Source organism: Acidimicrobiales bacterium (genome assembly GCA_040219515.1).
Classification (GTDB): Bacteria; Actinomycetota; Acidimicrobiia; order Acidimicrobiales; family Aldehydirespiratoraceae; genus JAJRXC01.
The window spans coordinates 406,927-431,092 of record JAVJSI010000014.1 but is presented as its reverse complement, the minus strand read 5'-3'; the positions used below and the strand labels follow the sequence as shown (position 1 = coordinate 431,092).

22 protein-coding genes are annotated in these 24,166 nt (G+C 69.2%); 12 read left to right on the top strand and 10 right to left on the bottom strand.

The window, feature by feature from the left end; all coding sequences use genetic code 11:
• The first annotated feature begins 146 nt into the window (after window positions 1-146).
• Together RIB98_15465 and RIB98_15460 are read left to right on the top strand one after the other, a co-directional pair.
• The gene (locus RIB98_15465; protein MEQ8842383.1) at window positions 147-803 is read left to right on the top strand and encodes a rhomboid family intramembrane serine protease; all 657 of its coding nucleotides are present in this window, start codon (window positions 147-149) and stop codon (window positions 801-803) included.
• Between the two features lie 91 nt (window positions 804-894).
• A complete protein-coding gene (locus RIB98_15460) occupies window positions 895-1,419 on the top strand; it encodes a Rho termination factor N-terminal domain-containing protein (GenBank protein MEQ8842382.1) in 525 nt (174 codons plus the stop codon).
• Window positions 1,420-1,425: 6 nt separating this feature from the next.
• On the opposite strand, the gene RIB98_15455 is transcribed toward RIB98_15460, so the two are convergent.
• Genes RIB98_15455 through RIB98_15445 form a run of 3 tightly spaced genes read right to left on the bottom strand, consistent with a single transcriptional unit; the run spans window position 1,426 to window position 7,399 of the window.
• Window positions 1,426-3,438, bottom strand: coding sequence for a hypothetical protein (locus RIB98_15455; protein MEQ8842381.1), 2,013 nt, complete (start codon window positions 3,436-3,438; stop codon window positions 1,426-1,428).
• A 23-nt stretch (window positions 3,439-3,461) separates the two neighbouring features.
• Window positions 3,462-5,774 carry a CocE/NonD family hydrolase gene (locus tag RIB98_15450; GenBank protein MEQ8842380.1) on the bottom strand — a complete coding sequence of 771 codons (2,313 nt, stop codon included), beginning with the start codon at window positions 5,772-5,774 and terminating at the stop codon, window positions 3,462-3,464.
• A 56-nt stretch (window positions 5,775-5,830) separates the two neighbouring features.
• Window positions 5,831-7,399 carry an alpha/beta hydrolase domain-containing protein gene (locus RIB98_15445; protein ID MEQ8842379.1) on the bottom strand — a complete coding sequence of 523 codons (1,569 nt, stop codon included), beginning with the start codon at window positions 7,397-7,399 and terminating at the stop codon, window positions 5,831-5,833.
• 62 nt (window positions 7,400-7,461) lie between these two features.
• On the opposite strand from RIB98_15445, the gene RIB98_15440 reads away from it, so the two are divergent.
• Window positions 7,462-8,100 (top strand): hypothetical protein, encoded by a 639-nt coding sequence (locus RIB98_15440; GenBank protein MEQ8842378.1) that lies wholly within the window; start codon window positions 7,462-7,464, stop codon window positions 8,098-8,100.
• 29 nt (window positions 8,101-8,129) lie between these two features.
• On the opposite strand, the gene RIB98_15435 is transcribed toward RIB98_15440, so the two are convergent.
• From RIB98_15435 to RIB98_15425, 3 genes are all read right to left on the bottom strand, one after another.
• Window positions 8,130-9,836 carry a Rieske (2Fe-2S) protein gene (locus RIB98_15435; protein MEQ8842377.1) on the bottom strand — a complete coding sequence of 569 codons (1,707 nt, stop codon included), beginning with the start codon at window positions 9,834-9,836 and terminating at the stop codon, window positions 8,130-8,132.
• A 139-nt stretch (window positions 9,837-9,975) separates the two neighbouring features.
• Window positions 9,976-10,560 carry a TetR/AcrR family transcriptional regulator gene (locus RIB98_15430; protein ID MEQ8842376.1) on the bottom strand — a complete coding sequence of 195 codons (585 nt, stop codon included), beginning with the start codon at window positions 10,558-10,560 and terminating at the stop codon, window positions 9,976-9,978.
• Window positions 10,557-12,125 carry a DHA2 family efflux MFS transporter permease subunit gene (locus RIB98_15425; protein MEQ8842375.1) on the bottom strand — a complete coding sequence of 523 codons (1,569 nt, stop codon included), beginning with the start codon at window positions 12,123-12,125 and terminating at the stop codon, window positions 10,557-10,559. The genes RIB98_15430 and RIB98_15425 overlap by 4 nt, the downstream gene beginning before the upstream one ends.
• A 133-nt stretch (window positions 12,126-12,258) precedes the next feature.
• Between RIB98_15425 and RIB98_15420 the strand changes: the two genes are divergently transcribed.
• Both RIB98_15420 and RIB98_15415 read left to right on the top strand, forming a co-directional pair.
• Window positions 12,259-12,483 carry a hypothetical protein gene (locus RIB98_15420; protein MEQ8842374.1) on the top strand — a complete coding sequence of 75 codons (225 nt, stop codon included), beginning with the start codon at window positions 12,259-12,261 and terminating at the stop codon, window positions 12,481-12,483.
• Between the two features lie 74 nt (window positions 12,484-12,557).
• Window positions 12,558-12,935: a hypothetical protein gene (locus RIB98_15415; GenBank protein ID MEQ8842373.1), complete on the top strand. Its 378-nt coding sequence runs from the start codon at window positions 12,558-12,560 to the stop codon at window positions 12,933-12,935.
• Window positions 12,936-12,974: 39 nt separating this feature from the next.
• Here RIB98_15415 and RIB98_15410 read toward each other — a convergent pair whose 3' ends face one another.
• Complete coding sequence (locus RIB98_15410) at window positions 12,975-13,706, bottom strand: M23 family metallopeptidase (protein MEQ8842372.1); 732 nt, start codon at window positions 13,704-13,706, stop codon at window positions 12,975-12,977.
• A 110-nt stretch (window positions 13,707-13,816) separates the two neighbouring features.
• On the bottom strand, window positions 13,817-14,992 hold the full coding sequence (locus RIB98_15405; GenBank protein ID MEQ8842371.1) for a sulfotransferase: 1,176 nt from the start codon (window positions 14,990-14,992) through the stop codon (window positions 13,817-13,819).
• 99 nt (window positions 14,993-15,091) lie between these two features.
• On the opposite strand from RIB98_15405, the gene RIB98_15400 reads away from it, so the two are divergent.
• The 4 genes from RIB98_15400 (at window position 15,092) to RIB98_15385 (ending at window position 17,879) form a co-directional block, all read left to right on the top strand.
• The gene (locus RIB98_15400; GenBank protein MEQ8842370.1) at window positions 15,092-16,024 is read left to right on the top strand and encodes an alpha/beta fold hydrolase; all 933 of its coding nucleotides are present in this window, start codon (window positions 15,092-15,094) and stop codon (window positions 16,022-16,024) included.
• A 94-nt stretch (window positions 16,025-16,118) separates the two neighbouring features.
• Window positions 16,119-16,925, top strand: a complete 807-nt coding sequence (locus RIB98_15395) for a hypothetical protein (protein ID MEQ8842369.1) — start codon at window positions 16,119-16,121, stop codon at window positions 16,923-16,925.
• Window positions 16,926-16,995: 70 nt separating this feature from the next.
• Window positions 16,996-17,451 carry an SRPBCC family protein gene (locus tag RIB98_15390; protein MEQ8842368.1) on the top strand — a complete coding sequence of 152 codons (456 nt, stop codon included), beginning with the start codon at window positions 16,996-16,998 and terminating at the stop codon, window positions 17,449-17,451.
• An 8-nt stretch (window positions 17,452-17,459) separates the two neighbouring features.
• A complete protein-coding gene (locus RIB98_15385; GenBank protein MEQ8842367.1) occupies window positions 17,460-17,879 on the top strand; it encodes a YrdB family protein in 420 nt (139 codons plus the stop codon).
• On the opposite strand, the gene RIB98_15380 is transcribed toward RIB98_15385, so the two are convergent.
• Window positions 17,856-18,335 (bottom strand): pyridoxamine 5'-phosphate oxidase family protein, encoded by a 480-nt coding sequence (locus RIB98_15380; protein MEQ8842366.1) that lies wholly within the window; start codon window positions 18,333-18,335, stop codon window positions 17,856-17,858. The genes RIB98_15385 and RIB98_15380 overlap by 24 nt on opposite strands.
• 52 nt (window positions 18,336-18,387) lie before the next feature.
• Window positions 18,388-20,691, bottom strand: a complete 2,304-nt coding sequence (locus RIB98_15375; protein ID MEQ8842365.1) for a RecQ family ATP-dependent DNA helicase — start codon at window positions 20,689-20,691, stop codon at window positions 18,388-18,390.
• A 187-nt stretch (window positions 20,692-20,878) separates the two neighbouring features.
• Between RIB98_15375 and RIB98_15370 the strand changes: the two genes are divergently transcribed.
• The 3 genes from RIB98_15370 to RIB98_15360 all read left to right on the top strand — a co-directional run bounded on the left by RIB98_15370 (window position 20,879) and on the right by RIB98_15360 (window position 24,157).
• Window positions 20,879-21,559: a DUF2071 domain-containing protein gene (locus RIB98_15370; GenBank protein ID MEQ8842364.1), complete on the top strand. Its 681-nt coding sequence runs from the start codon at window positions 20,879-20,881 to the stop codon at window positions 21,557-21,559.
• Window positions 21,560-21,572: 13 nt separating this feature from the next.
• On the top strand, window positions 21,573-22,478 hold the full coding sequence (locus RIB98_15365) for an oxygenase MpaB family protein (GenBank protein MEQ8842363.1): 906 nt from the start codon (window positions 21,573-21,575) through the stop codon (window positions 22,476-22,478).
• 104 nt (window positions 22,479-22,582) lie between these two features.
• Complete coding sequence (locus RIB98_15360; GenBank protein MEQ8842362.1) at window positions 22,583-24,157, top strand: CHAD domain-containing protein; 1,575 nt, start codon at window positions 22,583-22,585, stop codon at window positions 24,155-24,157.
• The last annotated feature ends 9 nt before the right edge of the window (window positions 24,158-24,166 follow it).

Below are 24,166 nucleotides of genomic sequence, written 5' to 3'. Positions count from 1 at the left end.
CATCACGATCAACCTCACCAACCAGCCGGCGCACGATCTAGGCCTAGGGTTCGAGAACCCCGCGTCACTCAGTGCTGACCGGCCAGCGGCTCGAGACCAGACTCGCTGACAAGCAGCTACTGGTCGACCCCCATTAGCGTGACGGCATGGATTCGGCGTCCCCCTCCGCCGGCCGACTCGGCCGGCGACCACCGTGGCGACTGCTCTGGACTCCGGTCGGGCTCATGGTCATCGCACTGCTCACGATGTGGGCGGTCGAGGTGACCGACACCGTCAGCCTCGACAACGAGTTGCAGACCAACGGCATCCAACCCCGCCTCAGGGGCGGGCTCGACGGCATCGCCTGGGCACCGTTCCTGCACTCCGACTACGGCCATGTGGCGTCGAACACCGTCCCCTTTCTCGCCCTCGGCGGGCTCGTGGCGGCCCGTGGAATGCGCTACTGGGCGTGGGTCACTGCCGCCGCGATGCTGATCGGCGGCGGCCTGACCTGGCTCCTCGGAGGCGACGGCAACCACATCGGGGCCAGCGGCGTGGTCTTCGGCTATTTCGGCGCCATCGTCGGCGCTGCCGTGTTCGAACGTCGGGCCCGTGCGCTCGGTGCGGCCCTGCTTGCGCTCGGGTTCTACAGCAGCCTGATCGCGGGCCTGGTCCCCCAGGAGTTCATCTCGTGGGAGGGGCATCTCTTCGGGCTGGTCGGCGGTGTGGTCGCGGCGAAGGTGCTGGCCGAACCCCGTCGACACCCACCCGAGCCGGTGGACGACCCCCAGCCCTGGGAGCTCGACGAGCCATGGTTGGGCTGACACCGGTCGGCCGCCCCTGCACGTGACCGATGTCGCAGACGAATCCGGCCCGAACGGTTTGCGAGCGTCCGCGCCCGGGAAGCCTCGAGACATGAACACCCCCACCGCAACACTCGAAACCAGGATGACGACCACCCTCGACGAGATCGAGGAACGTCTGCCTCCGCTCTCCGCCTCGGTCCTGCGGCTCGAGCGCTCCATTGCCGGACGTAGCTACGACGCCGTCGCCCACGTGGTCGAGAACGTCCACTCGTCCGCCCGGACGGTGAGCCGACGCACCGACCACGCCGTGCGGACCGTCTTCGGCACCGCCAAGCGTGCCGTCGACACCACCCTCTCGAGCGCCACCACCGGTGCCCGCACCACGAGCGGCCAGGCCACCGCGCAGGCCCAGCGGGTCGGCGACGGTGTCGCCTCCGAGGTCGCCGATGGCTACGACGGCACCGTCGGCGCCGTGAAGTCGGCGATCCGCGCCGTCGACACCGACGACGACGCCACCACCGGCTACGACCGTTGGACCAAGGCCGACCTCTACGAAAAGGCCACCGAGCTCGACATCGACGGACGCTCGTCGATGAGCAAGTCCGAACTGCTCGCCGCCGTCCGCTCCCACTGACCCGGACTACTCGGCGAGAGTCTGACAGGGCCCGCCGGCGCAGAGATCGTTGATGACGCCGTCGGCCCCGATGAAGTCGGCCACGATCGCCAACGCCTCCGGCACATCACTCAGCTTCCCGTGGGGGTCTTCGCCCTCACGGGGTGGCGCGTTCTCGGTCGGCGGTGCCGGCGTGCCGAAGTCCCACATCACGTAGCCCGAGCCGACATGGGGCAACGAACCAATGGGGTCGATGCCGAAGAACGGGTCGACGTCGGTCGATCGACCCGGCGCCAACCCCGGCTCCCGGAGCGGGACGCCGAGCGTGCGGGCGAGCTTGTCGGTGCTCACATTGGCCACCTGATGGTCACCGAACGCAGCCAGGATCAGCACGTTCTTCTCGGTCGCGCCGTCGTAGGGGTCACGGGTGAGGTGCTGGGCCCAGCCCGCGTTCTCACCCCGATCCCACAACATCTCCATGAGCTCGCGGGCCAGCATGCGATCGAGCGGACTCGGGTAAGCCAGATTGAACACGGCGGAGAACTCGTCGAAGTCGATGCTGCGCGGGAGCAGGAGGTTGTAGCCCATGCCCGGCACCGCGAGGATCACCTGGGTCAGGTCGTCGCTGAGCGCGGTCGACGCCGCGCCGAGGATCCCGCCCTGGCTGGCACCGAGGAACGAGAGCTGGTCGTGGTCGATGACCGACGCGCCGTCACCGTCCCGGAAGGGCGCCGCGGTCGCGAAGCCCTCGTCCGAGGCGAGTAGTCGGCCGAGCAGCAGCCAGGCGAGATGACCCTGCTGAAGACGATCGGCCTGGGTGCGGAACCCGGTCAGGTCCTCGAGGGCGGCGGCGACGCTCGGGAGATCGGTCGTACTCATGCCGATGAAGTCGATGGCGCAGAAGCCGATGCCGGCGGCAGCGCCGACGCCACCGATGCCGAGCACCTCGCTGCGGCTGCCGAGCAGACCGTGGCCGTAGAGCACGAAGGGCGCAGGACGCTCGGCGGTCGCGGTGACGGGCACCGTGCACACGAACTCGGTGGCCAGCGTGCCGTTGCGCACCGGGATCCCGGTGGGATCGCCCTCGTTGTTGAGGACGCTGCCGGTCGACCCGTCGCCACTCAGGTAGCTGGGTGTCTCGAACGTGCCGCTGACCACGTTGGCGAGGCCGGCGAGTTCGGTCGTGTCCACGGTGAACGAGGGCGCGCCGTCGCCGACCTCGGTCTTCGTCTCGTCCCACATCGCCACCAGCCGTGACGAGATCGACTCGGCGCTCGAGACGGTGAACGTCCATGCAACGGTGACCTCGGCGGGGTCGATGCCGGCGTCGTCGAGGCCCTCGAGCAACGCCTGATCGTGCTGGTCCGCCGGGGCGGACACACGCTCCACGAACGCGTCCGACGGCTCGATGGCGTTGCCCTCGACATCGACGAGATCGCGCAGTACGACCAGATGTCGATGGCCTTCGCCCAAGGCGATCGCCGGAACGATCACGAGCGCCGTGTCAGTGTCGTCGGTGCCCGAGAAGTCGAGCTCCGCCCACGCCGGCACCCGTTCGCCGGTTGCCGTGTCGAAGAGCACCAGCGGCGAGTCGTCGGCCAACGATCGGGCGATGTCGGTGACCGGAGCCAGACCGCTGGCCACCGGGTCGATCCCGGGGATGACGGTCATGGGCATGGCGGCCGGGCTGAAGCCGTCGTTGCGGTTCCACTCGTCGACACCGATGTGGACACCGTCGGCGTTCGCCGGTGTCGCATCGGCCGGGAAGTCGATCCGTAGGCCCGTCACCGTGCCGTCGTCGGGCGCGGTGAAGCGATCGTTCGGCCACGGCAGCAGACACGCCGCCCCGTCGACCGGGTCGCAGGCGCCGGCCTCCGCCACGTCGACCGCGGTCGATGGTGGCGTCGTTGTCGTCGTCGACGCTGTTGTGGTGGGCGTCTCGGCGATGGTGGTCGACGAGCCCGGGTCGGCGTCGGCGTCGCCGTCCCCGTCACTGCACGCCGCCGCGAGCAGGGCGAGGGCGACGAAGACGGCCGTCATCCTGGTCCGCATCATCGCTCCTCTCAGCTCGCCGGGGTGTTCTCGTAGGCGACCCAGGTCCGGCACGGCTGACTGCGCGTGTTCTCGCAGTCGGGAAGACCCTCGGGGACCTCGACGTCGGCAACGAACGGCAGGGTGAACGACGACGCCGTCGAGTCGACGGTGATCGACGATCCGTCGAACGGCAACACGTCGAAGGCCCACAGGTTGCGGTTGCCGCCCGGGCTGTCGACGATCAGCCGCAGGCGTGAGCCGGCTCGGAAGATGTGGCCGACGGGGAAGAGCTCGACATCGACCTGGGTGAATTCGCCGGCCGGAAGGTCGGCCTGCGCCTCCGCCGTGTAGAGGTGCCACGGCAGGGTGTCACTCGACTCGGCCTCGTCGATCGCCCGATGCGAGGCGCGCAACCAGCCGGACTGCACGTACATCTCCTGCCCGTCGGGACGCACCTCGGTCACCGTCACCTGGAGATCGGCGTCGGGCTCGTCGGCCTGGATCGACAACGAGATCCGGCCCGTACCGAGCAGCAGCGCATCGTCGCTGAACGCTTCGGTCTCGTACACCAACGCATCGCCGGGATCGAGCGGCGCCCATGCGAGGTTCTCGAACTCGTCGCCGTCGTCATCGGCCGCCTTGGTGAGCTCCTGGGAGCGTTCGACGTCGACCGTGAACTCGGCGGCGGCGACACCACCGTCGAGGTCCGCCAGCTGCCATGTGCGGGTCTCCGCCTCGGGCGGCGGCCACGAGGAGAACTGCATCGATCCGCGCGGGACCGGGGCCCCCAAGGCGGCGGGGTTGGATCCGTTCTCGAAGAACACGGTGATCGGCGGCTCGCTCTCGAGCGCGGCCCGCGCCTGGTCGAGCGACGTGAACCGGTCGGCCGGCACCTGGATTCCCGGCACCCCGAACACCTCTTCGTAGAGCGCGGGCGCGCCGAGACGCACCAGTGGGCTGAGCGCCGGCGTGCGTTCGGCCACGTAGACGTCGAGCAGCTCGACGGCCGCGAACAGGCTCTCCGGGCCGAGCGAGTCCGCGTGGGCGCCGTTGTAGAGATGGGCCCTGAACACCGGCGCGCTCGCGAAGTCGTCGAGCATCGTGGGGAAACGACCGCCGGTCTGTTCGTCCTGCCATGCGCCCGCGAGGAAGGTGGGCACGTTGATCCGGTCGACGAAGGTGCGCGGGGAAAGCAGGGCGCCCTCTTCGTCGGTCCAGAATTCGGTCGCCGCGGCGGCCTCGGACAGGTCGCGGTTCTGGCTGCGGAGGAGTTGATTCGCGTCACAGACCTCGTCGCCGTCCTCCTCGATGCGCTGGGTGACCCATTCCTGGCCGTAGGCGTCGTTGGCGCCTTGTCGCGATTCCCCCCAGCTCTTGGCGAAACCGTTGTTGTAGATGCCGCCGGGTCGAACGACCGAGCGATACGAGTCCTCGATCACCGAGATGGGGGTGATCGCGGCGAGGCTCGGCGGCTGGGTCTGCGCCACGAACAGCTGGCTGATGCCCGAGTAGCTGATGCCGACCATGCCGACATGGTTCTCGTACACCCAGTCCTGGGCCGCGATGGCCTCGATGACGTCGTAGCCGTCGAGCGACTGCACCGGCTCGAAGTAGTCGTAGGCGCCACCCGAACAACCCGAGCCCCGCATGTTCACGCCGACGGTGGCCCACCCGAGCAGGCCGTAGATGTTGATCGCGGGCTCGACCTCGTAGGGGCTCGACGGGTCGTAGCCCGAGTACTCGATCACCGTCGGGTAGGGCCCGTCCTCGACCGGCCCGGGCAGACGGACCGTGGCGCTGAGCAGCGTGCCGTCGCGGGTCTCGATGTAGCCGAACCCGTCGCCGATCTCCTGGGCTTCGTAGAACGACGCGTCCGGGTGCTCGTCGAACGTGGGCACCCGCAGCTCGTCGCTCGCCGGCGCCGGATCGGCGCTCAGGTCCAGCACCTGCCAGCCGTCGCCGGGTTCGACATTGCGGAACAGCAGGTTGCCGAGCTCGTCGACGGTGCCGGTCTGCTCGGTGCCCGCGCCGCGCAGGGTCAGCTCGGTACCGGGCTCGGCCTCGGTGACGGTCACCTGACCGAAGTTCGCGCTCGTCGCGAAGTCGGCGGCCACCGTTGCGATCTCGGCGACCTCGGTGTCGTCGGTCCCGGTTTCGGCGCCGTCGGCCTCGTCGGGTGTTTCGTCGGCATCGGTCGGCGCGGCGTCGTCGGCGACGGGCGCGGCATCGCCGTCGTCGCCACAGGCGGCCGCCACCAGCGACAGAACCGCCAACGCGGCGATGGCGACGATGAGGCGCAGTCGAGGAGAGCGGCGAGTGGCGTGATCGGGCAGAGGCGACATGTGCGCAGCGTAAGTTGACCGACGGGTAACTTGCGAACCGACCAGGCCGGTTCCCGTCACTCGAAGAGACCGGTGTTGGCCCGGGCTTCCTCACGGAGCTGGTCGGCATCGTGGTCGAGCAGGAAGCCGGCGGCCACCGCGGCGGCAGCCGATTCGTCGAATGCGGCGAGATAGCCCTCCGCCGAACCGTGGAGGTCCAGCAATCCCGCTCGCTCGATGGCGATCGTCTGCCCGAACAGCGCGCAGACGTCGATGCCGCTCTCACCACCGAGATCGGTCGCCGCCCAGGGTTCGCCGGTGGTGATCACGACGGGCACGTCGACCAGCGGATTGCGCACGCCTCCCAGCGCCCGACCGAGCTCGTCGCGGACGATGGCCACCGGTTCGGTGTCGGTGGTCTCGATGCGGGCACCGGCCGGGGGCGCTGCACCGCCGGCGGCCCAGCCCACGAAGTGACGAAACGCCGCCTGCGCGATCTCGTGATGCGGTCCGGTGTTGATCGGGTTGGCGCACCCGAGGAACGACCCGCTGCTCGCATCGCGCGGACCGCCGAGGATGCTGCGGATCACGTGGGCGTCGGCATGCGCGGTACCGGCGGCTTCCCAGGTGCGGATCAGGTCGGTGTCGTCCTGGCGAGCGAGCGTGTAACCCAGCAACGTCAGGTCGGTTTCGGCTTCGAGCATGAACACCGGCACATCGAGATCGGTGCGGATGCGGGCGCCCTCGTCGACGAACGACGTGTCGTCGCCGAAACGGCCGCCGAGCGGCGCGCCGCCTGCGCCGCGACTGTGCACGAAGAAGCCGTCGTAGACCGGTGTCCGCGGGTGGATGGCGTTCACATAGGTCGTGAGGAAGCCGGCGGACTGCGATTCGCCGATCGCGAGCACCTGCGAGGGGCTCTCCCCGCCGAGCAGGCCGCCTTCGCCGGCGGCGACGGCCGCCCCGACCTGGGTGTAGATGTCGAAGGCGTAGGCGTCGCCGGGGTGGGCCAGCGTGCCGTAGCGAGCCGGGTCGGCCCCCACGAGCCCGCCGGCGGCCGGGACCGGGACGTCCTCCCCCGTCGTGGCGGCGGCCTCGGCGTCGACCTCCACCGGGATCAGGCTCTCGCCACCGATCACGCCGAGTGCCTGCGCACTCACCGCGACATAGGTGTGGCCCGAGATCCCGATCTCCTCCACCAGGTAGCCCCAGTCGGGCGAGGCCTCGACTGCGGTGACATTGAGCCACTCGACCACCACGGTGCCGCTGAACCGTTCGGCCGGGGGTCGGCGGACGATCACGCGGGTCTCGTAGTCGGCCGTCTCGCCCGGCGAGGCCTCCCACTGCCCGTCGAGACCCCACTCGCCGACGGTCTCATAGCTGGTGGCGGTCCCGCCGATGAAGTACTCCTCCTCCACATAGCCCTCGGGCAGCGGCGTGGCCGGCTGCGGCAGGATCGGTCCGTCGCCGGTCACGATCGGTCCGGTCACCGCGGCGACGACCGCCGGCACCGACGAGGTCGTTGCCGGGGTCACGGTCGTGGGCGCCGACTCACCGTCGATGTCGGCGCCGGTGTCGTCGCTGCAGCTCGTGGCGAGGAGCGCCGCCGCGGCCAACACGATGATCAGGGACGAACGAATCGGCATGGGCACGACCTTTCCGACGATTCGAGAGGACACTAGGGGGACGGGTGCCTACGGTCACCTCCATGGACAACAACCTGTGGGTCGAGGCGATCGGATACACGGGCTCCGCGCTCATCGTCTTGTCGATCACCCAGAAGTCGATCTTGCGCCTCCGGCTGCTCGGCCTCGCCGGCGGACTCGTGTTCCTCGGCTACTCGCTCATCATCGGCGCCTACCCGATCGCGGCGGTCAACCTCATCGCCTCGTCGATCCACATCTGGTACCTGCGCAAGCTGGTGCGCCGCAAGGACGAGGTCTTTCGTGTGCTCCATGTCGATCCCGACTCGACCTACCTGCTCGACTTCCTCGAGTTCTACCGGCAGGAGATCCAGGGACGCTTCCAACCCGAGTTCGTCTACTCGCCGAGCGACGACCTCGTCACGGCTTTCATCCTGCGCGACATGGTCCCCGCCGGATTGCTGATCGGTCGGCCCGACGGCGACCACTCCTTCGAGATCCAACTCGACTTCGTCATCCCCGACTATCGAGACTTCAAGATCGGTTCGTATGTCTACGGCACCGAGTCGAAGCTGTTCCACGACCTCGAGTTGCGCTCGGTGTGGGCCCGTTCCACCGACGCCGAACACGGCGCCTACCTGCGTCGCATGGGATTCGTCGAGAGTGCGATGGACAGCGACCGTTACGAGATCCAGCTGGCCTGACCATCCACCGCTCCCCCAACCCGTCGGGATCAGCGCGTCGGCGGTGTGCCGGTTCGGACGAACTCGACCGCCTCGGCGACATCGCGCGCCACGAAGCGTTCGAGGCGGGGCGCCGCGGCCAGCCGGGCGGTGGCCACCAGCGGCAGGTTCGAGCCGGTCGTGGCGGCTTCTTCGCTCGCCGCTCGCGCCATCTTCACGAGATGGGCGGCCACGAGGAACGACCCCGCGCCGTCGAGCAGCGCAGTGCGGCGGAGTTCGTCGCCGACCGCTTCCGGGTCACCGGCGGCGGCGATGGCCATCGCGTCGTCGGCCCGGCCGGCCACGATCGCTGCGGTCAGCGTGCCCGTCGCCTCACCAGGCGGTCGCGGCGGTGTGACCCCGGCCCGTCGCTCGTGGCGGCCGGTGTCGTAGGCGAGGAACACGGTGAAGAGCGCCAGCCGGGCCGTGGCCGGCGACGGATGGTGGTCCCACGCCCAGCGCGCGGCCCGGGCGTAGGTCAGGCCGTGGCTGATGTCGAGCCACCCGAAGTCGGTCGTGAAATCGTGGTCGGTCGACTCGTCGTAGCGGATCAGACGCTCGGCCACCGCGAGCACCACGGCGTCGAGCAGGCCGCCCACACCCGCACCCTCGATCACGGCGGCGGCCGCCGCCTCGATGGGGGCTTCGCCGACGTCGAGCAGGACCCGGCGAAGCGCCGGTTCACCCGCCCAACCGGTGTCGTGTCGGTCGGGGGCCACCGCCAACGCCGCCAGATCGACACCCTCGATCGCCCTCATCGCCTTGCGCATGTACGGCAAGGTGTCCTCGCGGGTGCCGTAGACGATGGTCCGAGCGAGGTGGGGCAGGACGTCGTCGGCGCGTGACCAGCCGACCCGTTCGAGCACCTCGAAGGCCTTCTGCGTGTAGATCGCCCCGTGGCCGTAGCTCAGGTGGTGCATGGAGACGACCTGGACGAACTGTTGCCGAACGGACGCCAGGTCGGCGCCGGCCGCGAGCGCCACCTGCAACGCGGCGATCGCACCGTCGACCTCCTCGGCCTCGACCGCGGCCACGAAGTCGACCGTGTCTGTGCGGGCCGACACCTCCGGATCCGGTGAGTACGGCAGACGATCGCGGGTGGTCTCGCTGATGCCGACCAGCGCCTGGGTGACGGGGAGCGTGCGTTCCAGGTCGTCGAAGAGTTCGACGGCTGCCAGGCAGTCGGCGGCCGAGGCCATCTCGTGACCGATGCCGTCCTCGGCCTTCGGGGCGCCGATTCGCAGGCCTTCCCACACGATGTCGACCGGGTCGGCGCCGGCATCGAGCAGCCGAGCGACGTCGCGGGCGATCTGGCCCCGATAATCGGCCTCGATCCCTCGTCGCAGACTCGGCCACAGGGCGACGAGTCTCTCCTCATCGGTCGGTTCGGTCACCGACACCCACACCTCATCGCCCCGGATCTCGACGGGATGGGCCCGCACGTCCTCCTCGCCGACCGTGCAGGTGCCGTCGACCACGCAGAACTTCCAGTTGTGCCACTGACACGTGATGTGATCGCCGGCCAGGGCCCCGGTGGCCAGCCCATAGCCCTGGTGGGGGCAGGCGTTGTCGAGCGCATGCGTGCCCGATTCGGTGCGGGCCACGACGACACGATGATCACCGACCCGGGCCATCTTCATCGTGCCGACGGCGAGATCCTCGAGCGACCCCACCATCGCGGTGGTCGTTCGCTGCGGGTCGATTCGCTGAGGGTCCATGCGCCGAGTCTCTGCCCCACCCACGATTAAGTCAAGCTTGAACTTGCTTTTATGCCCCCTCAGATCGTTCTGGTGGACCATTTGTGCGGATTCCGCACAAATGGTCCACCAGAACAACGGGGTGCGGCGTGGAACCCCGTCATGGCGGGCCGAGGACGGTGTCGACGAGCTTGTCGACCTGGTCGGCCGGGAAGGGGGTGTCGGTCATCAGGCGGCGGTAGAAGATCGGGCCGACCAGGAGTTCCGCGGTCAGGCGCGGGTCGAGGCCGGCATCGATCTGGCCGAGCTGCTGGCCCGCGACGATCGTGTCGACCAGCACCTGGCGGCGATCGGCGGCGAACCGGTGGTGGAACTCGCGCACCGCAGGGTCGTACTGCGCCGCGCTCACCATGGCCGGGAAACAGGCGGCCACGGGCTCATCGGCTGCGCCGAAGTGATCGGCCATCCACGCGAGCATGGCCACGACGCGGTCCCGCGGCGGCAGGAGTTCGTCGCGTGGGATGGTGGCCTTCAGCTGATCGAGGGCCGCCCCGATGACCTCGAGCTTGCCCGACCACTGGCGATAGATCGTCGCCTTGGACACGCCGGCCCGCTTCGCGATGCCCTCGACGGTCAGCGCGCCGTAGCCCACCTCGGCCATCTCGGCCAGCGCGGCCTCACCGATGACGCGACGCGAGCGCTCGACCCGTGGGTCGAGCTCGTCGCCGCCCGAATCGTCGGTCACGGGCGCTCACCGACCGAGTCACCCCGACCGGCCAGCACCACGACGATGCCCATCAGCGCGGCCACACCGGCGCCGGCGAGCAGGGCGTTGCCGAACGCCGTCGTGAACGCCTCACCGGCAGCGGTGTTGAGCACACCACCGACGTCGGCCGGCAACGACGACGCGATCTGCACTGCGGCGCCGACCGACTCGCCGGCCGCATCGGCCGCGTCGGTGGGCAACGCCGCGAGCACGTCGCCGTCGACATTCGAGCGGTAGATCGAGTTGGCGATCGACCCCAGCACGGCGATGCCGAGCGCACCGCCGACCTCGCGGGTGGTGTCGTTCACAGCGGAACCCACGCCGGCCTTGTTCAGCGGCACCGCCGACATGATCGATCCGGTGGCCGGGGCGACGGTGATGCCCATGCCGATCCCGAGCAGCACCAGAGCGCCGGCGAACTCGAGGAAGTGCGACGACGTGTCGATGGTCGACATGGCGATGAAGCCCGCCGTGATGAATGCGAATCCGGCCGCCATCACCTTGGGGCCACCCACCTTCTCGGCCAGCATCGCGCTGCGGGGGGAGACGATGACGAGCGTGGCCGCCAACGGCAATGTGGCGACGCCGGCGTCGAGCGGCGAGTAACCCCGCACGAACTGCAGGAACTGGGTCACCAGAAAGAAGAAGCCGAACATCACCCCGAAGGCGAAGGTCACCACGCCGGCGCCGAGGGAGAACCCGCGATCTCGAAAGTACGACATCGGCAGCATCGGATGAGTGGCTCGAAGCTCCCAGGCCACGAAACCGACGAGGGTGACGGCGGCGATGATGCCGGCAGCGAGTACCTCGCCGCTGGTCCAGCCCTTCACCGGGCCCTCGATGATGGCGTAGAGCAGCGCGGCGAGTCCGACGATCGAGAGCACCGCCCCGATCGGGTCGAGCGGCGTGGCCTCGTCGTCCTTCGAGCGGGGCGCCCAGATGGTCACCGCGGTGAACACGCCGACCACGAGGAAGACGTTCACGAGGAACGCGGCGCCCCACCAGTAGGCCGGGAAGACCCACCAGTCGGTGAGGAGGAACCCGACAACCAGCGGACCGAGCGCGCCGCCGGCACCGGCAAACCCGGCCCAGACGGCGATGGCCTTGCTGCGTTCCTCGGGCGGGAAGACGGCCGTGATGATCGACAGGGTGGCCGGCATCACGAACGCGGCGCCGACGCCCATGATCGTGCGGGCGACGATGACCAGTTCGACCGAGTCGACGACCGTACCGATGATCGAGCCGAAGCCGAACAGGAGCAGACCGCCCTGCAGCGCACGCTTTCGCCCGAAGCGGTCGCCGATGGCGCCGGCCGACAACAACAGCCCCGCGAAGATGATCGCGTAGGAGTCGATGATCCACTGGAGATCGGTTGCGGTGGCTCCGAGACTCTGCTGGATCGACGGAATGGCCACGTTGAGGCCCGACACGGCCATCACGACCATGACGAGGCTCAAGCACATGATGCCGAGCAGGAACCATCGCCGATCGGCGATCTCCGGCTGCTGGTGCAGGGGCGTTTCGTGGACGACAGACTGGGGCATTCAATGAAACGTAGTCGTTTCGGTGTGAAACGACTACGTTTCATTTCGTGCCGATCGTCACAAGTTCGTAAAGGGGCCGAGGACCTGGGTCGAAAGACCCATAGGCACCCCCCCGATACCGAGAGGTTCTCTCGTGAACGAATCCACCCCTCCCATCCACAGCTACGAATCCGACGCCGTCCTCGACGCGGCGTTCCGGCAACGCCGGGTCCAGCGCCTCGCCGCCCGTCTCGAGCCATCGGATCCGGCCAGCGGCACCGCCCGCGTGTCGGCGCGTCTCGCGCAGGCCCGGGCCGCCAGTCTCGCTGCGCCGCGACTGAGTCTCTCGGACGATCGCGAGATCATCGACCTCACCTGAAGGGAGCGCGAGGCGCGCGGTCATGCCCCACCGACCGTCGTGCCACACTGACGGGTGACCAGCGAGGTGCACCCGTGTTCTTCCCCTACCGACTCGACTCCCGCTACCGGCTGCTGTGCCTCCCGCTCGGCGTGAAGGACACCGACGGCGTGACCGTCGACGACGACACCTTCGTCGCCACGTTCGGTCGGAAGCGCCTGGCGACACCGATGACCAACGTGACCGGTGCGCACGCCACGCACGGCTACCGCTGGTGGAAGGCCGTGGGCATGCGGTTGTCGTTCGCCGACGACGGAATCACCTTCGGTACCGCCACCCACGGCGGGGTCTGCGTGCACTTCGACGAGCCGGTCCGCCGGGTGATCGGCAACAAGGACCACTCGGCGCTCACCGTCACCGTCGACGACCTCGAGGGTCTCGTGACGGCGATCGAGGAACGCCTCCCCGACTGATGCCGCCAGTGTCTGCTCCGGATCTGGTCAGCTCGGGCGCTACCAGCTCAGGACGCGGAGAATTCGTCGGTCCTCGAGCAAACGCCCGAGGCGGGCGTCGTTGCGCAACTCTTCTGCCGTCGGCTCGGGGCAGTTCGTCGACTCCACCGACGCGGTGGGCCGGCCCGGCGTGGCGATCATCGGTTGTCCGGCGAAGGCCACCGGGATCTGATTCTCACGCGGCAACTGGTACCAGGCGGTGTCGTCGTAGCCGGCGCTGTCCCAGTACTCCAGGTGGAGGTGGGGCCCGCTCGCCCGGCCGGTGGCGCCGAGAAGACCGATCGTCTCACCGGCGAGGACCGGCGTACCGATCTCGGCGAGCTCACTCGGGATCGACCACTCGACGAGGTGGATGTACCGCACGGTGACGTCGCCGTAGTCGATCTCGATGTAGGTGCCGGCGTTGTTGTTGTGGCCACTCTCCTTGAACCACACCACGGTGCCGTCGGCCTGGGCCAGGATCGGCTGGCCCAGATCAGTACCGTCGCCGCCGCTGCGGTTGAGATCGAGGTTCCAGTTGTTGGCACCGTGGCCGCCGTAGGTGGAGCCGACCCATTCGGTGCCGCACTCGAACGGAGCCGGCAGGGTCAGGGCCTGCGGCTCGTCGTCGACCCGAAGCTCGTCGTCGGCACCCGCCGCCGCGGCCGAGGACGACCAGCCGCAGACGAGCGCAACGATCGCGAGCGCACACGCGCGGCGCGAGACATGAGAGATGAACGAGTGGTGAACCATTGCCCCGGCTTCCTGGAGATACCCAGCCAGGGTCGGCCGCCGCGCCGCACTACTTGATCGCAACCCCGCAACGAAGCCGTGATCTTCGTCACACGTTCGTCATGTTCGGCTCACTCCTCGGTGAGCCCGAAGTGGTCGATGTAGTCGCGGAACTGGTCACGCACGGCGGCCGGGTCCACGCCGAACTCCTCGGGCGAGTAGCGGTGGATGCCGTGCTTGCCCGGCGGGTTGTCGTCGATGAACCACTGCATCGCCGCGGCGCCCTCGTCGGTCATCTCCAGCCCGAGTGCGTGGTAGATCTTCTCGACCTCGCGGAACTGGTTCGCGATGAAGTCGGGGAAGTACATGTCGTAGAAGACCGCGTCGGGATACTCCTGCGCCTGGCGGATGTCGATCCCCCGCAGCAACACCCGCTGGAGTCGGGCGATCCAGTCGTCGGCCACCTCGACCGGGTCGACCTCGTCGCTGCCGACCCGACGCACGATCGTGGTGAGGCTCGAATAGGACGTCATCGACTTCACGGGGTCGCGATGGGTGAACACGATCCGAGCGTCGGGGTAGGTGGCCAGCAACTGGTCGAGGCCCCACAGGTGCGCACCGGTCTTCAGCACCCAGCGGTCGGCCGAGTGGTGCGCCTGGAAGTGCTGGAGTTGGCGATGGTGGAAGTCGTAGACGGGCGCCCAGTCGGCCTCGTGGTCGACCCAGTCCTGGTAGCCGGGCACCCGGAACTGATTGTGGAACAACGGCGTGCACATCGCCTCGCCCATCAGCACCACGCACTCCTGGGTGAGCTGGGGGCCCATCGGATGGATGGCGTCGAACCCGGGCAGCTGCGCATCGCGATCGGGCATCGTCGCGGCGCACTGGGCGATGCGGGGATCGGTGTCGAAGGTCTCGGTCCGCGGCGGTGGCGACGGGAACATCACTTCCCAGGTCATCGGCGCCCGGCTCTGCGGGTCGCTCGCGAGGATGTCGTGGAGGATCGTGGTGCCGGTCCGGGGCATGCCGATGATGAAGACCGGCTTCTCGATCTTCTGGGTGGCGATCTCGGGATCCCGCTTGCGATCCTCCACGTAGTGCAGCCGGTTCACCGTGTGCAGCAGCATCCGCTCGTTGGAGATGATCCGGCCGATGTCGTTCAGTCTGGCCTCGGCGGCGAGCGACTCGACGAACCGACCGAGCGGCTCGACGAACGGACCGTCGCCGAGGTCCTCGAGTCCACCGGTGCGTTCGGTGGCGGTGCGCAGCACCTCATCCACTCCCAGCGCGTCAACGTCGTTTCCCATGCCGTCCCCCGTTCGTTGCGGCGAGCGTAGGTGGCGCCGCGTCGGCGAGTCAGATCCTTGCGGCGAGCGACCCGGCGGCGGGCCGGGCACACTTGTGGGATGACCACGGTCCCGCTGTCGACGGTGAAGATCCACGGACACGAGGTCCGCTATCGCCGGGCGGGCCCCCTGGCCGCAGTCGACGGGAAGCGAAAGGTCGGAGCCGAACCCATCCTGCTGATCCACGGGCTCGCCGGCAGCTCCCTCACCTGGCAGCCGGTCATGACCAGGCTGGCCGAGTACTACGACGTGATCGCCCCCGACCTGCTCGGCCACGGCGAGTCCGCCAAGCCGATGGGCGACTACTCACTCGGCGCCATGGCCAGCGGCCTTCGAGATCTGCTCGCCATACTCGATGTCCCTCGGGTCACCGTGATCGGTCAGAGCTTCGGTGGGGGCGTGGCGATGCAACTCGCCTACCAGCACCCCGAACTGTGCGACCGGCTCGTGCTGGTCGGCTCGGGTGGACTCGGTCGGGAAGTCAGCTGGATGCTCCGCCTCTGCGCGTTGCCCGGCGCCGAGCAACTCATGCCGCTCGTCTTCCCCAAGTTCGTCGCCGGTGCCGGCAATGCGGTCGGCGGGTTCCTTCATCAGCGTGGCCTTCGATCACCGCTGATCAGCGAGATGTGGCGGGCCTACTCGTCGCTGGCCGGCGCGGAGAACCGCAAGGCGTTCGTGCGCACCATGCGCGGCGTGATCGAACCCGGCGGCCAGACGGTCAGCGCCCTCGACCGTCTCTACCTCGCCGGCAACCTTCCCACGCTCATCGTGTGGGGTGATCACGACAACATCATCCCCGTCGCCCATGCCCACACTGCGCACGAGGCGATCCCCGGCTCGCGCCTCGAGATCCTCGACGGCGTCGGCCACTTCCCCCACGCCGAGGACCCCGAACGGTTCGTCGAAGTCCTGTGCGACTTCATGGCCACCACCGAGCCCGGGCCGATCAACGAGGTCGACCTCCACGACGCGCTCACCGCCGACGGCGACTGACTGCCGGAGCGAACATGCCCGCGGAGGGTGCAGCACGATCCCCGACACCGCGCCCGACGAGTTCGACGGCCTGCTCCGCCGCTCCTGGCACCCGGTGGCCCGGGCCTGCGAGGTCGGGACGACGCCGTACGGCACCACGCTGCTCGGGCAACCGATCGCGGTCGTGCGAAAGGCCGACAGCGGGGTCGCCTGCTTCACCGCCCACCAGTGCGTGGCGCACATCGGCCTCATCTGGGTGGCGCTCGAGGAGCCGGTCGCCCCGCTTCCCTCGTTTCCCGAATTCGATGACGACACCTTCCACACGATCGTCTGCCCGTCCTACGACTGGGACTGTCACGCGTCGCGCCGGCTCGAGAACTTCCTCGACTTCGCCCACTTCGCATGGGTTCATCCCGGCACGAAGGGCGACCGCGAGTTCCCCGAGGTGTCCAATCAGGAGGTGTGGCGGGAGGGCGACGAGGTCAGGGTCCGTCAGCCCCGCCCCGAGCCCCGGGACGACCCGGAGAAGACGGGCGGGCCGGCCGACGACGACCAGCCCACCGACGACGGGCGGGTCATGTCGACAATGCACTATCGCGGCTATCCACCGCTGGCGGCCCAGCTGCACCAGGAGCTGCCCGGGGGCCGCGCGTACGCCGTTTTCCTGGCGGCGTCCCCCCTCGACGGTCACACGACCCGCACGTTCTGGCACGTCGCCCGCAACTATGGATTCGAGCAGCCCGACTCGGAGTTCGTGCAGTTTCAGCTCGACATGGTCGAGTCGGATCGGCCCATCGTCGAGTCGCAGCGCCCCGGTGCGATCCCGACCGACGTGACCGCGGAACTCCACGCCACCGACGACAACGTGACCCTCCAGTGGCGACGGCTCCTGCGCGAACTCGTCGAGCGGGCCCTGTTGTAGACGGGCACTGACCTCGGCAGACAGTGTCCTGGGCGGGCGCTCGCCCGGCCTCGCCGTCTAGCGTGGCGCCATGTCTTTCGAACTCCAGGTCAGCCGTGACATCGCCGCCTCGCCCGCCGCGGTCTATGCCGCCATCACCGACGTCACCCGCATGGGCGAGTGGTCACCCGAAACGGTGAAGGGCGAATGGGCCGAGGGCTCCGACGGGCCCGCCGTCGGTGCCCGGTTCGTCGGCCACAACCGCCATGGCGAAATGGAGTGGACCACCACCGCCACCGTCGTCGACCTGGTGGAGAACGAACGCTTCCACTTCGACTGCGACATGAACGGGTTCGTCTTCGCCAAGTGGGGCTACGACATCGAGCCCACCGACGGCGGCTGCCGGATCACCGAGTCGACCAGCAACCTCATTCCCGAGGAGATGCGGCCGGCGACGGTGGAGATCTCCGGGATCGAGGACCGGGCCGTGCGCAACCAGGAGACCATGACCGAAACCCTCGACCGCCTCGCCGCTGCCGTCGAGTAGCACCTGCGGTGCATCTCCCGACCATGCCGGGATGGAACCTCGCGCTTCGATTCGGGCTGGAGATCGTCGCGTTCGTCGGCATCGGCGCCGGCGCCTGGTTCGCCGTGTCCGACGTCGTCGACCTACGGGCGGCCCGCTGGGCGGCCGTGATCATCGCGCCCGTGGTCGCGATGGCATCATGGGGCACCTTCAACGTGATCGGCGATCCGAGTCGATCGGGCCGGGCTCCCGTTGTGGTGGCCGGAACCACTCGCCTGGTGGTCGAACTATTGATCCTCGCGTTCGGCTTCGCCGGCCTGGCGACAGCCCGACCATCGTTCGCGTACGTCTTCGGCGGTCTCGCGGTGATCCACTACGCCACATCGTGGCCGCGGATCACCTGGCTCATCGCTCAACGTCGGGGATCAGGCGCGCCAGGTGAGCAATGAACCCTGCCCCGCGGTCATGAGCGAGCCGGGCATCACCCGCAGACGGAACGGATCGAGCTTCCATCCCGAGAACGCCGGTGACTGCGGCCCGTCGGCCCACGGCGGAATGATCGCCGGGTCGTAGCCGACCGGCGCAGGGGCGTCGGCGAACCGATTCCACAGTGCCTCGCACTCGCTGTCGTCGATCCATTCGGCGTGGCAGTCGGCCGTGCACGTGTCTTGCGTGTGGTCCCAATAGGTGAGCGACACCCTCGGGTCGGCGACGAGCGCCCGGGTCTTGACCTCGGTGGGCGACGTGGCGATCCAGCCGGTGAGCCTCGTGCCGTCCCACTCCCATATCGGGTGGAGGACCCGGGTCCGCAGTCCATTTCCGGTGTCGGCGGTGGCGACGGTGCTCCACACGATGCGATGGGCCATCGCGAGAAAGGCGGGGCCGGTGACATCGATCGAACTCATGCCAGAGCGTCGCATGGGTCACCCCGCCCTGCAATCGGTTTGGCGCGACCGGCTACTGCCCCGTCGTGGCGAGGGCGACGGGGACGACCTGCGCACAACCCGCTCGGCGAAGGGCGCGGGCCACGACGGTGACCGTCCACTTGCTGTCGATCAGATCGTCGACCAGGAGGCAGGATCCCTGCTGCGCACCCTCGACCGCGAACACGTCCCACACGTTTCGGACCTGGGATGCCGAGTTGCGCATGTCGGCCTGGGGCTCGGCCAGACGCCGTCGGCTGATCACATCGACGACCGGCAGGCCGAGTCGCTCACCGAGACCCTCGGCCAACGCCGCCACCAGATCGGGACGACGCTGTGAGGGCACGAACGCAACCCGGTCGGGCCGCGGGTCGACGCGGGTCCTGCACATGTCGGCCAACGCGTCGATCAGCGCGTCGTCGACCTGTCCGTCGGCGAGCGCCTGGCTCACGGCGGGGCCCCAGCCGGCCGGGCCCATGCGGGTGAGACACCAGCCCGGGTCGGCCTGCTCGTCGGCCGGGATCCGACCCGACACCTCGTCGAGCATCGGCGGCCAGGCCTTGCGGGGGCCGATCTCGACGTGGTCGAGCAGCATGACGTCGTCGGCTTCGCGCACGAGCTCGGCGGCCGGGTCGACGCCGAAGCGTTCGGCGCGGCAGTTGTCGCAGATGCCGCAGGGTCCGTCGGCGGGGTCGTCGAGCTGGCTGCGCAGATACTGCATGCGACAGCCGTCGATGCGCTGGTACTCCTCCATCGCCGCCTGCTCGGCCCGGCGCCATGCGTTGACCTGATCGACCCGCTCGTGGGGGTAGACCCACGGCGTGGCGGTGCGTATCCAGCCGGTGCCGACCTTGCCCACGATGCCCTCGACCTCGAGCTGCACCATCAGGTTGTCGAGGCGGCCGGTGGCGATGTTCACGCGTGCGGCGAGCTGGCCACGGCGGACCGGTTCCTCGGCGCCTTCGACGGCGGCCAGGATCGCGTCGACCTCGTCCTCGCCCGGGAAGGCCTGGCCGATGAACCAGTCCTGGATCTCGCGGTCCTCCGAACCGCTGAGCAGGATCGCGTAGCTCTCGGCGAGCGCACGGCCGGCCCGACCCACCTGCTGGTAGTAGGCGATCGGGCTCTGCGGCATCTGGAAGTGCACCACGAACCCCACGTCGGGCTTGTCGTAGCCCATGCCGAGCGCCGAGGTGGCGACGATGCACTTGATGTCGTTGGCCAGGAACGACTCGAGCACCGAGCGCTTCTCGGCCACCTCGTCCTCGGGTCCGCCCCCGACATAGGCCGCGCACCGGATGCCGTGATCGCGGAGAAACGCGGCGACCACCTCGACGTCACGGCGGGTGAGACAGTAGACGATGCCGCTGCCGGGCAGGTCGGGCACGTTCTCGGCCAGCCAGGCGAGCCGGGCATCGGGACGACGCTTGTCGGTGTGCACCTCGAGCCGCAGACCCTCGCGGGCGAGTCCGCCGCGGATGGTGAGGATGTCCTCCCCCAGCTGGCGTTCGACATCGGCCACGACACGGTCGTTGGCGGTGGCCGTGCAGCCGATGACGGGCAGGGTCGGGGGCAGCCCGGAGAGAAAGGAACCGATGCGGCGATAGTGCGGACGGAAGTCGTGGCCCCAGTCGCTGATGCAGTGCACCTCGTCGACCACGACGAGACCGATGCGGGTGCCGATCTGGGGCAGGAAGTCGTCGCGGAACCTGGGGTTCGACAGCCGCTGCTCGGCGATCAGGAGCAGGTCGAGCTCATCTCGTTCGAGCTGGTCCTTGATGTCGTCCCACTCGTCGCGATTGGTGGAGTTCACGATCGCCGCGCGCAAACCCATGCGAGCGGCGGCCTGCACCTGGTTGTCCATCAGCGCGATGAGCGGCGACACGAGCAGCGTCGGGCCTTTCCCGCGATCGCGCAGCATGCGGGTGGCCACGAAGTAGACGGCCGACTTGCCCCAGCCGGTGCGCTGCACCACCAGGGTGCGCCGGTGCTCCACGACGAGGGCATGGATGGCGGCGAGCTGACCGTCGCGGAAGTCGGCGTCGTCACGTTGGGTGAGCGCACGGAGATGACGCTGCGCCTCGGTCTCGAAATCGTCTGTCGGGAGGTCGGGTTCCATACCGTCGGGTCCACGTGCGGCCTGTGACAGCCGGTGGCGGGCCTGGTCGAGCGCCGCGTCGAGCTTCGGGGTCGACTCGATTGCCGCGGCGACGACCCGGGCATCCATTCGGGCGAACTCCGCCACCTCGGCGCGGGCCAGAAAGGAGGCGGTCTGGGCGTCGTCCAATGGCCCGTGGGCCGCCACCCAGATCTCGAGCGCTTCCGCCGGCGTCAGCACGCCACCGGCTCGGGGGCGACGTCAGGGTGGTGACAGGACACGGGTGCGACCCTACGCCCCCGACCGCGGTGAGCGTTGGGCTGCATCCATCCGCCGCTGCCCGACCGTAGGACCGGCAATGGTCTCGTCGATCGCAAGGGTCTCACCGAACTCAGCGCCCGGGTCCACGCGTATCGAGCGCCCGGTGATGACCCAGTTCTGGGCGGACGTGACCTTCCTCCACTGGCGCTACGACCCGGCCGTCGTGCAGGCGCTGCTGCCCCCCGGTGTCGAGGTCGACGTGTTCGACGGCTCGGCCTGGGTCGGGCTGGTGCCGTTTCGCATGGAGCGCCTCGGATTCGGCACCCGTCGCCCGGTCCCGCGGCTGGGCACCTTCCCCGAGGTCAACGTGCGGACCTATGTGCGGGCGGGTGCCCACCGCGGAGTGTGGTTCTTCTCGCTCGACATCGATCTCCTGCTCCCGATGCTGGTCGCCCGAGGCTGGTACCGCCTGCCCTATTGCGTCGGCGACGTGCGCCATGACCGCGACGGGGACCGCATCACCACCCATGTCGACCGACGACGGCCGAAACCGACCAACGGGGCGGCGACCGATCTCGAGATCGTCGTGGGCTCGGCTTCTGCCTCGGGGCCCCTCACCGAGTTCCTGACCTCGAGATGGGGGCTCATCACCGGCGGCTATCGCGGCCGCCTGCGCTGGGCACCGGTCGAGCATCCGGAGTGGCCGCTGCGCCGAGCGCACGCCGTTCGTGTGTCCGACAGCCTCGTCACCGCGGCCGGCCTCCCCGCGCCAGAGGGAATGCCCCACGTCCTGTACTCGCCCGGCGTTCCCGTCAGGGTCGGCCTGCCCCGCACTGTCTCCACATGATCGGCCGCGCCACATGATCGGCTGGATCAAGGACCGGGCGGTCGACTCGACGGCGGACCTTTTCTCCCACGGGCCGCCGCCGCTCGAACACACCTTCGACCACATGGGCGATGTCGGCCTGCTCGGACCCGACTCGGTGTCATGGCCGGTGATCGGCGATGCCACCGCGTTCGTGGGCGGCATCCGCGCCCTGCTCGTGCAGACCGCGCACCCAGAGGTCGTGGCCGGGGTGGAGGACCATTCCCGCTACCGAACCGACCCGCTCGGCCGTCTCACCCGCACGTCGCGCTACGTCACGGAGACGACCTACGGCGCGGGACCCGAGGTCGACGCGGCGGTCGCGACCGTACGGGAGGCCCACGTGCCGGTGCGCGGCACCTCCGAACGGGGCAGGACCTACCGGGCCGGGAACCCGGCGATGGCGGCGTGGGTCCACAACGTCCTGACTGACTCGTTCCTCGCCGCCTACCAGGCCTACGGCCCGCGGCGTCTGCGACCCGAGGAGGCCGACCGCTTCGTGGCCGAGCAGACGAAGGTGGGCGCCCTGCTCGACGCAGCACCCCTCCCCACCACCGCCGCAGCCCTGTCGCGGTGGGTGACGGAACACCCGGCGATCGAGTCGTCGTCCGCGCAACGCGAGGCAATCCGGTTCCTGCGCCGCCCGCCCCTGCCCGCTCCGGTGCGGGCCGGCTACGAGCTCCTGTTCCGGGCCGCGGTGGCCACGCTGCCATCCGAGATCGCCTCCATCACCGGTCTCACTCCCGGCCGATTCGATGCCCGGTTGGGTGGTGCCGCGGTCCGCAGCCTCCGCTGGGCGCTGGGTTCCTCGCCGTCGTGGCATGTCGCCCTTGTCCGCAGCGGCGCGCCCGTGCCCGACGGCCTCTTCCGTCAACCCCTGCCGTCGGACCCGACCTCCTGACCCACCGGCGCACCTCACCACGACACCCCGACTTGGCCCGGCGAGCACGACCGGTAGGATCTCCTCTTCGGCGAGTCAGTTGGGCAGGAGGCTCGGTGCCGTTCGTGTTGGAGCCATCGGAGTCACTCGGTCACGAAGTGCCGCGCGTCGTCCGCGAGCGAATGAAGATCGCCATCCGCCTGCTCGACGACCTCGACCCGTCCCGCCCCGACGACGTCGACCGCATGGTCCACGACATCCGCAAGCGGTGCAAGGAGGTGCGCGCCGTCGCCCGGCTCGTGCGGCCCGCCATCGGCAGCGAGTACCACCTGTTCAACGCATCGGTGCAGGCCGCGGCCGAGATGCTGGCACCGATCCGCGACGCCCACGCGATGCGCAACACGTTCGACGACCTGCGCGAGCGCCAGGGCCGTTCCGACGACGACGCGCTCGACGTGCTGCGGGCCACGCAGACGACCACCGCCCACCAGACCGTCCGCGGGCTCGACCCCGACGACCCACGGGTCATCGCGGCCCGCCTGCTCCTCAAGGCCAGCCGCAAGCGGGTCAAGAGCTGGGACATCCCCGATGACTTCGATGTTCTCGGGGTCGGCATCGCCCGCTCCTACCGCCAGGCCCGCAAGGGTTTCCGCCGGATCGACAAGGACCCCACCGACAAGCGATCCCACGACTGGCGCACGTCGGTCAAGCATCTCTGGTATCAGATGCGGCTGGTCGAGCGGGCCGCGCCGAGCGTGTTGAACGCCTATGCCGTGGGCCTGGGCGACCTCGCCGAGGCCTTGGGCGACGACCACGACCTCTCGCTGCTCATCACCGCGCTGAAGGACGACCCGTCGAGCTTCGGTGGCAAGTCCGACGCGAAGGCGGCCCGGAGGTTGGCCGCCGAGCAACAGGCCGACCTCCGCGGCAGGGCGATACGGCTCGGGGCGACACTGTTCGCCGAACACCCCGACGCCTTCGTGCGCCGCATCGAGGCGTACTGGATCGCCACCGTCAGCCGCGGGCCCGAACTGCCCACCGGCGGCATCGCCGAGCTGACGCGCGACGAACGACCCCTCTGCCCGGCCCCCGATGTGGCACCAGAACCCACCACGGACAGCGCCCCGGCCCCGGCCCCGGAGCCCGTTGCGGCACCAGCTCCGGAAGCGGCACCGGTCCCGGAAGCCGCGTCGGTCCGCCCGTCCACGATGGAGCACGAGCGGAAGTACCTCGTCGACCGTCTGCCGATGCTCGGCAACGACGGCGTCGAACTCCGCCAGGGCTATCTGGCCATCGACGACTCGGTCGCCGTCCGGGTCCGTGACGACGCCGCCGGCGGCCGCACGCTCACCATCAAGGCCGGGCGAGGTGCGTCGCGCACCGAGCTCGAGTGGCCGATCGACGAGGACGAGTTCATCGCCGCGTGGACGGCGACCCGGGGGCGACGCATCCGAAAGACGCGTCACCGCATTCCGTACGGCCCGCACATCATCGAGCTCGACGTGTTCCACGGACACCTCGAGGGACTCGTGATGGCCGAGGTCGAGTTCGAGTCGGTGCCGGCGATGACGGCGTTCAGCCCACCCAGCTGGTTCGGCCTCGAAGTGACCGACGACGACAGCTACACCAACGCCGCGCTGGCCACCGACACCCGGTCGTTCGATGAGCAGGGTCTTCCGGTGAGCAGGGTCGTTCGATGAGCAGGGTCG

Bases quoted from the DNA above. Each gene is read 5' to 3' on its own strand.
- RIB98_15455 (MEQ8842381.1), bottom strand. From the start codon at position 3,438: ATGACGGCCGTCTTCGTCGCCCTCGCCCTGCTCGCGGCGGCGTGCAGT.
- RIB98_15440 (MEQ8842378.1), top strand. From the start codon at position 7,462: ATGGACAACAACCTGTGGGTCGAGGCGATCGGATACACGGGCTCCGCG.
- RIB98_15445 (MEQ8842379.1), bottom strand. From the start codon at position 7,399: ATGCCGATTCGTTCGTCCCTGATCATCGTGTTGGCCGCGGCGGCGCTC.
- RIB98_15400 (MEQ8842370.1), top strand. From the start codon at position 15,092: ATGACCACGGTCCCGCTGTCGACGGTGAAGATCCACGGACACGAGGTC.
- RIB98_15410 (MEQ8842372.1), bottom strand. From the start codon at position 13,706: ATGGTTCACCACTCGTTCATCTCTCATGTCTCGCGCCGCGCGTGTGCG.
- RIB98_15365 (MEQ8842363.1), top strand. From the start codon at position 21,573: ATGATCGGCTGGATCAAGGACCGGGCGGTCGACTCGACGGCGGACCTT.
- RIB98_15370 (MEQ8842364.1), top strand. From the start codon at position 20,879: ATGACCCAGTTCTGGGCGGACGTGACCTTCCTCCACTGGCGCTACGAC.
- RIB98_15465 (MEQ8842383.1), top strand. From the start codon at position 147: ATGGATTCGGCGTCCCCCTCCGCCGGCCGACTCGGCCGGCGACCACCG.
- RIB98_15425 (MEQ8842375.1), bottom strand. From the start codon at position 12,125: ATGCCCCAGTCTGTCGTCCACGAAACGCCCCTGCACCAGCAGCCGGAG.
- RIB98_15390 (MEQ8842368.1), top strand. From the start codon at position 16,996: ATGTCTTTCGAACTCCAGGTCAGCCGTGACATCGCCGCCTCGCCCGCC.
- RIB98_15380 (MEQ8842366.1), bottom strand. From the start codon at position 18,335: ATGAGTTCGATCGATGTCACCGGCCCCGCCTTTCTCGCGATGGCCCAT.
- RIB98_15405 (MEQ8842371.1), bottom strand. From the start codon at position 14,992: ATGGGAAACGACGTTGACGCGCTGGGAGTGGATGAGGTGCTGCGCACC.
- RIB98_15450 (MEQ8842380.1), bottom strand. From the start codon at position 5,774: ATGTCGCCTCTGCCCGATCACGCCACTCGCCGCTCTCCTCGACTGCGC.
- RIB98_15460 (MEQ8842382.1), top strand. From the start codon at position 895: ATGAACACCCCCACCGCAACACTCGAAACCAGGATGACGACCACCCTC.
- RIB98_15435 (MEQ8842377.1), bottom strand. From the start codon at position 9,836: ATGGACCCTCAGCGAATCGACCCGCAGCGAACGACCACCGCGATGGTG.